At 56.4% G+C, this 10,636-nt stretch carries 9 protein-coding genes; 6 read left to right on the top strand and 3 right to left on the bottom strand.

The window, feature by feature from the left end:
- Positions 1–117: 117 nt before the first annotated feature.
- Positions 118–1,701 carry a peptide chain release factor 3 gene (locus tag AO277_RS07460; protein ID WP_044319829.1) on the bottom strand — a complete coding sequence of 528 codons (1,584 nt, stop codon included), beginning with the start codon at positions 1,699–1,701 and terminating at the stop codon, positions 118–120.
- A 344-nt stretch (positions 1,702–2,045) separates the two neighbouring features.
- On the opposite strand from AO277_RS07460, the gene AO277_RS07450 reads away from it, so the two are divergent.
- From AO277_RS07450 to AO277_RS07425, 6 genes are all read left to right on the top strand, one after another.
- Positions 2,046–2,759: an ABC transporter permease gene (locus AO277_RS07450; protein ID WP_003379713.1), complete on the top strand. Its 714-nt coding sequence runs from the start codon at positions 2,046–2,048 to the stop codon at positions 2,757–2,759.
- 14 nt (positions 2,760–2,773) lie between these two features.
- Positions 2,774–3,667: a glycine betaine ABC transporter substrate-binding protein gene (locus AO277_RS07445; protein ID WP_044319830.1), complete on the top strand. Its 894-nt coding sequence runs from the start codon at positions 2,774–2,776 to the stop codon at positions 3,665–3,667.
- Positions 3,668–3,680: 13 nt separating this feature from the next.
- Positions 3,681–4,334: an ABC transporter permease gene (locus AO277_RS07440; RefSeq protein WP_004661100.1), complete on the top strand. Its 654-nt coding sequence runs from the start codon at positions 3,681–3,683 to the stop codon at positions 4,332–4,334.
- Entirely contained in the window at positions 4,331–5,488 is a 1,158-nt protein-coding gene (locus AO277_RS07435) for an osmoprotectant ABC transporter ATP-binding protein OsmV (protein WP_044319831.1), read from the top strand. Before AO277_RS07440 ends, AO277_RS07435 begins: the two co-directional genes overlap by 4 nt.
- A 296-nt stretch (positions 5,489–5,784) precedes the next feature.
- On the top strand, positions 5,785–6,873 hold the full coding sequence (locus AO277_RS07430; RefSeq protein WP_236691288.1) for an RHS repeat-associated core domain-containing protein: 1,089 nt from the start codon (positions 5,785–5,787) through the stop codon (positions 6,871–6,873).
- A 380-nt stretch (positions 6,874–7,253) separates the two neighbouring features.
- Positions 7,254–8,417: a type III PLP-dependent enzyme gene (locus AO277_RS07425; protein WP_044319832.1), complete on the top strand. Its 1,164-nt coding sequence runs from the start codon at positions 7,254–7,256 to the stop codon at positions 8,415–8,417.
- A gap of 62 nt (positions 8,418–8,479) precedes the next feature.
- On the opposite strand, the gene AO277_RS07420 is transcribed toward AO277_RS07425, so the two are convergent.
- Positions 8,480–9,289 (bottom strand): hypothetical protein, encoded by an 810-nt coding sequence (locus AO277_RS07420; protein ID WP_002555200.1) that lies wholly within the window; start codon positions 9,287–9,289, stop codon positions 8,480–8,482.
- A gap of 112 nt (positions 9,290–9,401) precedes the next feature.
- Positions 9,402–10,349 (bottom strand): alpha-xenorhabdolysin family binary toxin subunit B, encoded by a 948-nt coding sequence (locus AO277_RS07415; RefSeq protein ID WP_180273429.1) that lies wholly within the window; start codon positions 10,347–10,349, stop codon positions 9,402–9,404.
- Between the last annotated feature and the right edge of the window lie 287 nt (positions 10,350–10,636).

Below are 10,636 nucleotides of genomic sequence, written 5' to 3'. Positions count from 1 at the left end.
CAGGATGCAGGCCGCCAAGGCAGCGTAAGTGGATAATTGTCCAACCTTCGGGGGGCATACCACTCCAGCGTGGGAATGCCGTTCCCGACGCTCTGCGTCGCACGATAGTCTGGATTATCAGTGGTGCTCACGGGTGGCGCGGAATTTCACGTCGGGCCAGCGTTCTTCCATCAGTGCCAGGTTCACGCGGGTAGGGGCGAGGTAGGTCAGGTGACCGCCGCCGTCCACTGCCAGGTTTTCCACAGCCTTGTTCTCAAACTCTTCAAGCTTCTTCTTGTCGGCGCAGTCGATCCAGCGGGCTGACCAGACGGTGATCGGCTCGTAGGCGCACTCGACCTTGTATTCTTCCTTCAGGCGGCTGGCGACCACATCGAACTGCAGCACACCGACTGCGCCGAGGATGATGTCGTTGCTGCGCTGCGGGAAGAACACCTGCGTGGCGCCTTCTTCGGCCAGTTGCTCAAGGCCCTGACGCAGTTGCTTGGATTTGAGCGGGTCATTCAGGCGCACGCGGCGGAACAACTCCGGGGCAAAGTGCGGAATGCCGGTAAAGCCCAGCGCTTCGCCTTCGGTGAAAGTATCGCCAATCTGGATGGTGCCATGGTTGTGCAAGCCGATGATGTCGCCGGCGTAGGCTTCTTCCAGTTGCTCACGCTCGGAAGAGAAGAACGTCAGCGCATCACCTATCCGCACGTCCTTGCCCAGGCGCACGTGGCGCATCTTCATACCCTTGTCGTAACGGCCGGAGCAGATACGCATGAACGCGATGCGGTCGCGGTGCTTGGGGTCCATGTTCGCCTGGATCTTGAACACGAAACCGCTGAATTTCTCTTCGGCCGGTTCGACGGTGCGCTCGTTGGCCACGCGTGCCAGTGGCTTGGGAGCCCAGTTCACCACGGCATCGAGTACATGGTCGACGCCGAAGTTGCCCAGCGCGGTGCCGAAAAACACCGGGGTCAGCTGGCCGTCGATGAATTCCTGCTGGTTGAACTCGTGGCAGGCACCCTGCACCAGTTCCAGTTGCTCGACAAAGCGGTCGTACTCGTCACCCAGATGGGCGCGGGCATCGTCCGAATCGAGCTTCTCGATGATTTTGGTTTCCGTACGCTCGTGGCCATGACCTGCTGTGTACACAATGATGTAGTCGTCGGCCAGGTGATAGACACCCTTGAAGTCCCGGTAGCAACCAATCGGCCAGGTGATCGGCGCAGCCTTGATCTTGAGTACGGCTTCGATTTCATCAAGCAGCTCGATAGGGTCGCGGATGTCGCGGTCGAGCTTGTTGATGAAACTGACGATAGGCGTGTCGCGCAGGCGGCAGACATCCATCAGCGCAATGGTGCGTGGCTCGACGCCTTTACCGCCGTCGAGGACCATCAGCGCCGAGTCAACGGCTGTCAAGGTGCGGTAGGTGTCTTCGGAGAAGTCTTCGTGACCCGGTGTGTCGAGCAGGTTGATCATGTGCTCGCGATACGGAAACTGCATCACGGATGTGGTGATGGAAATACCGCGTTGTTTCTCCATTTCCATCCAGTCGGATGTGGCATGACGGTCGGATTTACGCGACTTGACCGTACCGGCGATAGAAATGGCCTTGCCCATCAGCAGGAGTTTTTCCGTGATGGTGGTTTTACCCGCATCCGGGTGGGAAATAATGGCGAAAGTGCGGCGTTTCGCGACTTCGGCGGCCTGTTGGGTCATGGGAAATCGCCTGAGACGGTATTGAAAAAGGGCGCAGATTATAGCTCAACTCGCGGCAATAACCGAACCGTTCAGACAATAAACGATGGCCAGATAATGTCTCGTGTGGGAACCTTTCAGGTCGTGGAGACGTCCACTCCCCCGTCAAGGCTCGCAACGAAGCCAACGCAAGGGGCTGATTCATCAGCATGTTGGCTTGACGAAGCTGCGCTTATGGCTTGTGTTTTCGCCGAGGTTAAACCCTTACCGGCGACCCACCCGCTGCTCTTCGCGAACGTTATTGCCGGTGTCCTTTGCGGACGCCCTGGTCAACGCGTTCGCCGACTGAAATAAGGAGTCCGCCTGTGGCTAATCGCTATGGCAAGGGGCTATTGGGAGGTGCGGTTGTGATCGCACTCCTGGCCCTGCTGATCCACTGGATCGGCATCAGTACTATCAAGCAATACCAGGATGACCTGCTGTTCTACCTTCAGGCTCACCTGATTCTGGTTCTGGTTTCAATGTTGGCGGCCCTGGTGGTCGGTATCCCCGCAGGCATCGCCCTAAGCCGCCCTAGCATGGTTGGCCGCGCCGAACGTTTCATGCAGATCTTCAACATTGGCAACACCGTTCCTCCTCTCGCCGTTCTGGCCATTGCCCTCGGGATACTCGGGATCGGCAGCGGGCCTGCGATCTTCGCGCTGTTCCTCGCCTCTTTGCTGCCCATCGTGCGTAACACCTATGAAGGCCTGAAAAACGTTCAGGGTTCACTCAAGGAAGCTGCGGTCGGCATCGGCATGACCCCGCGTCAGGTGCTGTGGCGTGTCGAGTTGCCGAACGCCGTGCCGATCATCATCGGTGGTGTGCGTGTTGCGCTGGCGATCAACGTGGGTACGGCGCCTCTGGCATTTCTTATCGGTGCGAACAGCCTCGGTAGCCTGATTTTCCCTGGCATCGCCTTGAACAACCAGCCGCAGCTGGTGCTGGGTGCCGCGTGTACCGCTTTGCTGGCGCTGCTGCTTGACGGGCTGGTGACACTGGCCAGTCGTCTCTGGCTGGAACGCGGTCTGGCTCGTTGAGCGAAGGAATTATCATGAAAAGAATATGCTTGTTTTTAGGCTTTTCCTTGCTGTTTCCGGCATTTGCCCAGGCAGCGGAAAAGCCGTTGTTGCGCGTCGGCGCTCGTGTGTTCACCGAGCAAACCATCCTGTCTGAACTCACTGCGCAATACCTGCGTACAAAGGGTTATGACGTTCAAGTCACCGGCGGCCTGGGCAGCAGCCTGGCGCGTAGCGCGCAGGAAAGTGCTCAACTGGATCTGATCTGGGAGTACACCGGCGTATCGCTGGTGAATTACAACCACGTTGATGAAAAGCTCGACAGCGAACAAACCTACGCTCGGGTGAAAGAACTCGACGCGAAAAAAGGCTTGGTCTGGCTTTCCCCGTCGAAATTCAGCAACACCTATGCCTTGGCGTTGCCGCAGAAAATCGCTGACAAGTACCCACAGGTCAACACCATGACCGACCTGACCAAAGTCCTCAAAGACGAAGCCAAAGAGGGGCATCTCGTAGCGCTGGACACTGAGTTCGCCAACCGTTCCGACGGTCTGCTCGGCATGGTCAAGCATTACGACATGAATCTCGGTCGTGAGAACACCCGCCAGATGGACGCGGGGCTGGTTTACACCGCGCTACGGAACGGCCAGGTGTTTGCGGGCCTGGTGTACACCACTGACGGTCGCTTGAACGCCTTCAAGCTCAAGGTGCTGGAAGACGACAAACGTTACTTCCCGGACTACACCGCCGCGCCGGTGATCCGTCAGGATTACTTGGACAAGCACCCGGATATTGCCCCGTTGCTCAAGCCTTTGGCTGATCTGCTGGACACCCAGACCATGATCGACCTCAACGCCCGCATCGATGTTGGTCACGAGAGTCCATCCAAAGTTGCCGCAGATTTCCTGCGTCAGCACCCACTTAACTAAGGACGGAGACGACATGAGTTTTTTCAACGTTTTCTCCCAGATCGACTGGGCTCAGGTGCTGCATCTGACCACGCAGCACATCACCCTGGTCGGCATTGCCGTGACCCTGGCCATTCTGGTCGGCGTCCCGCTGGGCGTACTGATGACCCGTTTTCCGGCACTTGCCGGCCCGCTGCAAGCCAGCGCCACCGTGCTGCTGACCGTGCCATCGATTGCCTTGTTCGGCCTGTTGCTGCCGTTCTACTCCAAATTCGGCCAGGGCCTTGGCCCGATGCCGGCTATTACCGCAGTGTTTCTCTATTCGCTGCTGCCGATCATGCGTAACACCTACCTGGCCCTGACTGGCGTAGAACCGGGTATCCGCGAGGCCGCCAAAGGCATCGGTATGACCTTCGGCCAGCGCCTTCGCATGGTTGAACTGCCTATCGCCGTACCCGTAATCCTCGCCGGTGTGCGCACCGCCGTGGTGATGAATATCGGTGTCATGACCATCGCCGCGACCATCGGTGCCGGTGGTCTGGGTGTACTCATTCTCGCTTCAATCAGCCGCAGCGATATGTCGATGCTGATCGTCGGCGCGGTACTGGTCAGCATTCTGGCCATCATCGCCGACCTTCTCCTGCAATGGCTGCAACGCACGCTGACTCCAAAAGGATTACTGAAATGATCGAACTCCAGAACCTCTCCAAGACTTTCCAGAGCAACGGCAAAGAAGTGAAGGCTGTCGATTCGGTCAGCCTCACGGTCAACGAAGGCGAAATCTGCGTCTTCCTTGGCCCTTCGGGCTGCGGCAAGAGCACCACGCTGAAAATGATCAACCGCCTGATCATGCCGACCTCCGGCAAAGTGCTGATCAATGGTGAAGACACCGCTGATCTGGACGAAGTGACCCTGCGTCGCAACATCGGCTACGTGATTCAGCAGATCGGTCTGTTCCCGAACATGACCATCGAAGAAAACATCGTGGTGGTGCCCAAGCTGCTCGGCTGGGACAAGCAGCGTTGCCATGACCGTGCCCGTGAACTGATGAGCATGATCAAGCTGGAGCCCAAGCAGTACCTGCATCGCTACCCGCGTGAATTGTCCGGTGGTCAGCAACAGCGTATCGGCGTGATCCGTGCACTGGCTGCAGAAGCACCCTTGCTGTTGATGGACGAACCGTTCGGTGCGGTCGACCCGATCAACCGCGAGATGATCCAGAACGAGTTCTTCGAGATGCAGCGCGCGCTGAACAAGACCGTGATCATGGTCAGCCACGACATTGATGAAGCCATCAAGCTGGGCGACAAGATCGCCATCTTCCGTGGCGGTAAACTGCTGCAGATCGATCACCCGGACACCTTGCTCGCACATCCGGCTGACGACTTCGTCAGCAGCTTCGTCGGCCAGGACAGCACCCTCAAGCGCCTGCTGCTGGTCAAGGCCGAAGATGCAGCCGACAACGCGCCGTCGGTCAGCCCGGAAACCCCGGTGGCCGATGCGCTGGACGTGATGGACGAAAATGACCGTCGCTACATCGTTGTCACAGACAGCGAGAACAAGGCAATGGGCTACGTACGTCGCCGTGACCTGCATCGCCAGCAGGGCACGTGCGCGCAGTTCCTGCGTGAGTTCAACGCAACCGCCGCTTACGACGAGCACTTGCGCATCCTGCTGTCGCGCATGTACGAGTTCAACCGCGCCTGGCTGCCGGTGCTGGACGCCGAGAACGTGTTCCTGGGTGAAGTGACGCAAGAGTCCATTGCGGCTTACCTGAGCTCGGGCCGTTCGCGTGGTATGAAGACCAGTATTGTTTCGCCTGCGGATCAGGTTGCTTCCTGATTTTTGGCATTACCGCCAGTCTTCGTGACTGGCGGTAGCCGTTGCCACTCGTTTCTCCACGTTGCAGTAGCCGTCTTCATCAAATTTCTTGCTACTGATCCTGCCTCTCCGTTTGTTCAAGCTGGAAGGGCACGCCTTACCGTCAGTGATCCCGGATGAATGGAGGTCGTTGACGTAAAGTTCGTGCTGCTCTCGCTGCGTTTCTGCCTGTGCAGGCTACTGGCATTTCTGTCAGTAGCACTTTGGGCAGCGGTTGATTTAGTTTCTTCTGGCCGAAGCGCAGCGAGGTATTGATGATGAACGAGCTTTGTCGATACAGGTATGACCCTTTGGATCGCCTTGCAAGTCTGACTCCTCTGGCTCAGGCGATGAGGCAGCGGTTCTATGGCGGCCAGCAGTTGACAACCGAAGTGCTTGATGGCGAGCAGCGCACACTTTTTCGCGTGAGAGGAATGCCTCTGGCGCAGCAGACCCTTGCCAATGGAAAGCGCCTTGTTGTTTTGGATGCTGCAGATCAGCAACAAAATGTATTGCATGCGGGCGGTATCGAGCAGAGAACGGCTATTGCCTACACACCTTATGGTTACAGTGAAAAAGCTGCGAGAAACCCAGAGGTACCGGGCTTCAATGGAGAGCAGATTGACACAGTTACCGGCCACTACCTGTTTGGCAACGGTTACCGGGCCTACAATCCGGTCTTGATGCGCTTCAACAGCCCCGATAGCTTCAGCCCTTTTGGCGAAGGCGGGCTTAATGCCTATGGCTATTGTGCGGGTGACCCGGTGAACCGGAGCGACCCTGGCGGGCATATGTTTGTCGACATTAGTAAGTTACTCCACCGGGCACCAGGTACGCGGCTGATGAGAAGTATAGCGAGCCAAGCGTTAGGAGGTTCCAGAAAGCGCGGAGTGCCTGCGATCAGAAATAAGCCGTCCAAGGGCATTTTTCGCAAACCAGATGCCGTTCTTGCCGACATGCCACCGCACATAAAAGAAACGATTGCGGGTGCTTTGCCCGGTTCTGACGCCGCAAACCTGGCACGCACTTCCAAGGACTTCGAAAGCGTGGTGATGGCTGCTTCAGCGCGTCAGTTCAATGGACTGAATATCCCCGACCTGGCTTTTCAACCGTGGTTGAAAAAGCTCGACGAAATCCATCACGGTGAGGTGACGGGTATTGCGCCGATGTTCCTAAGTCGCCAAGGTATTCCGTTTTCCTATGTGCAGGCCAATCTGATAAGAGAGCCTCGATTTGTATGGACCACAAGTCGGATATGGTCCGGGAAATCGCCTCTTCAGAGAGTCGGCTATCAAACACCTCCAGAAAACGCTGAAATTCGGCTTCAGGTTGCGCAAGTTCTGGCGATGAGTGGCGGTGGAGTCTGAGCGCTACTGATTTCTTGATAGACCCTTGCAAGCGAAAAGGCTTTACCGGTTTATCGCGCCGTGAGGAACATCTGCCTGTCATGCAGGTCGGTTAAACAGGTCCTTGGGAAGGCAACTCAAGCGCTCTGTGCAAAAACGCGACATTTTTTGTTGATATCCGGCCCCTCAGGTCCTAAAGTTCGCGCCGAACGTCCATGCTGGAAACGATCCATCCGGCTCAAGTACTGACGACGAGACAGCAAGGCCAGGAAGGCAGCCCTTCAGGGCCTTTTTGCTTTCGGCGACATGCCTTGGGAAGTAGGCGAACCAAAGTGGGGATACGGAGGGCGTTCATTTGCACCCATTTACCAATACCGCTTGCCATCAGGAGTTCCAGCAGCATGTCGATCAATGTCGAAGACTACTATTCAGCCGAAACCTTCAAGAAAATGAAGGCGTTCGCTGACAAGCAAGAAACTCCGTTCGTGGTCATTGATACCGCCATCATCAGTAAAGCCTACGACGACCTGCGTGCGGGCTTCGAGTTTGCCAAGGTCTATTACGCTGTCAAAGCCAACCCGGCCGTCGAAGTCATCAATCTGCTCAAGGACAAGGGTTCCAGTTTCGACATCGCGTCGATCTACGAGCTGGACAAGGTCATGAGCTGTGGCGTTGGTCCGGAGCGCATCAGCTACGGCAACACCATCAAGAAATCCAAGGACATTCGCTATTTCTACGAGAAGGGCGTGCGTCTGTTTGCCGCCGACTCGGAAGCGGATCTGCGCAACATTGCCAAGGCTGCGCCGGGTGCGAAAGTCTACGTGCGTATTCTGACCGAAGGCTCGACCACCGCCGACTGGCCGCTGTCGCGCAAGTTCGGCTGCCAGACCGACATGGCCATGGACCTGCTGATCCTCGCTCGCGACCTGGGTCTGGTGCCTTACGGCATCTCGTTCCACGTCGGCTCGCAGCAGCGCGACATCAGCGTCTGGGACGCTGCCATCGCCAAGGTCAAAGTGATCTTCGAGCGTTTGAAAGAAGAAGACGGCATCGTTCTGAAGCTGATCAACATGGGCGGCGGCTTCCCGGCCAACTACATCACCCGCACCAACAGCCTGGAAACCTACGCTGAAGAGATCATCCGCTTCCTGAAGGAAGACTTCGGCGATGACCTGCCGGAAATCATTCTCGAGCCAGGCCGTTCGTTGATCTCCAATGCCGGTATTCTGGTCAGCGAAGTCGTGCTGGTCGCGCGCAAGTCGCGCACCGCTGTCGAGCGCTGGGTGTACACCGATGTGGGTAAATTCTCCGGCCTGATCGAAACCATGGACGAAGCTATCAAGTTTCCGATCTGGACCGAGAAGAAGGGCGAAATGGAAGAAGTGGTCATTGCCGGTCCGACCTGCGATAGCGCCGACATCATGTACGAGAACTACAAGTACGGTCTGCCACTCAACCTGGCCATCGGTGACCGTATGTACTGGTTGTCGACTGGTGCCTACACCACCAGCTACAGCGCAGTGGAATTCAACGGCTTTCCGCCATTGAAGTCGTTCTATCTGTAAGCGTTGTCCTGATATGAAAACCCGCGAGTGATCGCGGGTTTTTTTTGCGTTTCATCCAGGGTTCAGACAGCCAGATCCTGCCCAGTGTCGAACGCTTTTGAAAGGCGTTGGATTTCCCGCACGTTGACCAGTAGCAGTCCCGTCTCCAGGCGGCGACGCAAAGGTGTTTCAGCTTTGCGTACGCCGATAATGCTGCCTACACAGGCCCAGAGCAGTGCCCACATTCGCAACAGGTAGGCTCCCAGATTTCTGGCGGCCGTGTAAGCGCGGATGTACCAGCCCAACGCTCTGTACGCATAACCTTGTGCACGAAACAGTCGCTCTTGCGCGTCGATCGCATCCTGCGTACCGAATGACAGGGGCAGGGCGTTTGCCAGGTTTTCCCGGTGAGGGTCGCCCGGCTTCAGACCGAACTTGCGGCTATAACGCGAGATGGCGTCGTTCAGGAAGTCGATAAGTCGCGGCAGAATGGTGCAGATACCCAGGGTCAGTTTCTGTACTGTCTGTTCCTCATTATCGAACTCGCTCTCGAACGCTATCAGCCGATCGCCTGCGGAGCCCCTCAGGTGCTCGGCCAGCTTGTAGTCCTGCGTTGCACTTCCGGAAAACTGTGTGAGCTCTGCCGTCATGGCGTCGAGTCGTCTGTGCATCGCCATCAGCTTGGGCAGAAGCGCCGACCAGCCAGACCAATCCCTATTGGCCCTTTCAAGCACATTGCGTAGTTCGGGAATGGGATAGGTGCTGTGTCTGGCCAACGGCACCTGATCAAGATGGACCTTGAACGAGCGGGTCAATGCCGGAAGCCTCTGCAAAACCTGCAGGTAAGTGGTGAGGTCCTTGAAGTCGCTCTGGTACAAGAGTTGTCCTGTCATGCTGGGCCCTTGAGAATTGATAGCTGTTTGGCTGCCGTTTAACGGCAGCTGCATAAACGCAGGTTGCAAGGGCGTACAGGCCATTACCCTTGCAACGTGGCCTGCGGTGGCGTCAGCGAATGCGGTTCAAGTAGCCGATCAACTGTTGGCCGGATTCGATCAGGCGCATGCTGCGTTGCCTGTCATCGGATGCACCCTTGGTGTTGACGACCAGAAAGCTGTCCAGAGTGTTTTTGATTTTCTGGTATTGCTCGACATAAGCGGCACGCTGCTCGTCAAAAGCGTTGAAGCATTCAATCAGCTCAATGCGCTGTGCGAGCGCCATTTTTTCCTTGTCCATGCCTGCCAGTTGCTGGGACAGGGCATTGATGCGCTCGCGAAAACCATCACGGCGTTTGATCATCGCGATGAGGTTGATTCCCGCCTCACCCTTTTCCAGGGTCGCCTTCATTTGCTCGAGCGCCAGCATGATCACTGCGAGTTCAGGGGGCTGCATTCCCAGGCTGAGCACCTTGTCTGCATTGATCAACGTGTCCTTGGCAATACTCGTCGCGCCCTTGCTTTCCAGGGCGTCAATAGCGGTGCTCAGCACTTGACGCTCTTCGTTCAACCTCGCCAGGGTGGTGTGTAAAACGTCGAGTCTGGTGCCTGCGTTTGCCATGTCACCTTGCAGACTCTGCCCAAACTCAGCGGTCTGCTGTCGATCAATACCTTGTGCCATGCCACTCAGAGCACTGGCCAGTTGCTGGGCTGTGGCAGTGGCATTGTTCACGAGGCGCTGACACTNGGGTTGAGCGTACTGCCTCAGCAGGGCGGTCTTCGACTCGATATCGATGATCAGCCGTTCAGCGTGTTCTCCGAGGTGATGTTGTTCAGTGATGGCCAGGGTGTTCAGGCGTGTGAGCTTTTCATAAAGGTTGGGCAGGTATTGGGTCTTGGCAAACAGAAGGTCTGCCTTTATCAGGCTGTTACGCATGAGGTGAAGACTGCGAGTCATGATATCGCGGTCGGGTACTTGACCAGTGAAGGCTGTGTCATTGGGCGTGAACGTATTTTTCATTGTCGAGTTATCCATAAATCCGTTTATATTCTTCATCCGCTTCCTTGAACACATTAAGCAAGGCGTCCGAGTCGACTTCGATGGTCTTCCAGGGGTGAACGACTTGTCTGAAGTGACTCATAAACTGCCGTAATGACAAGGCATCGTTTATCTCGGACGCCGATACTGCAGACGCCTCAATGAACAGAAACAGTTTGTTCCATACGGTAATCAGGTTTTTAGGAGACTGTCAGAAATTTTGTGTTCGGGCATAACATGTAGCTAGAGGTGCATGTATGCCGACCAAA

The organism is Pseudomonas amygdali (genome assembly GCF_002699855.1).
Lineage (GTDB): Bacteria > Pseudomonadota > Gammaproteobacteria > Pseudomonadales > Pseudomonadaceae > Aquipseudomonas > Aquipseudomonas amygdali.
The sequence above is the reverse complement of the archived record's forward strand: the minus strand, read 5'-3'. Positions and strand labels throughout refer to the sequence as shown.

Excerpts from the sequence above, each read along its gene's own strand:
- AO277_RS07435 (WP_044319831.1), top strand. The coding sequence starts at position 4,331 with ATGATCGAACTCCAGAACCTCTCCAAGACTTTCCAGAGCAACGGCAAA.
- AO277_RS07425 (WP_044319832.1), top strand. The coding sequence starts at position 7,254 with ATGTCGATCAATGTCGAAGACTACTATTCAGCCGAAACCTTCAAGAAA.
- AO277_RS07430 (WP_236691288.1), top strand. The coding sequence starts at position 5,785 with ATGAACGAGCTTTGTCGATACAGGTATGACCCTTTGGATCGCCTTGCA.
- AO277_RS07440 (WP_004661100.1), top strand. The coding sequence starts at position 3,681 with ATGAGTTTTTTCAACGTTTTCTCCCAGATCGACTGGGCTCAGGTGCTG.
- AO277_RS07445 (WP_044319830.1), top strand. The coding sequence starts at position 2,774 with ATGAAAAGAATATGCTTGTTTTTAGGCTTTTCCTTGCTGTTTCCGGCA.
- AO277_RS07460 (WP_044319829.1), bottom strand. The coding sequence starts at position 1,701 with ATGACCCAACAGGCCGCCGAAGTCGCGAAACGCCGCACTTTCGCCATT.
- AO277_RS07420 (WP_002555200.1), bottom strand. The coding sequence starts at position 9,289 with ATGACAGGACAACTCTTGTACCAGAGCGACTTCAAGGACCTCACCACT.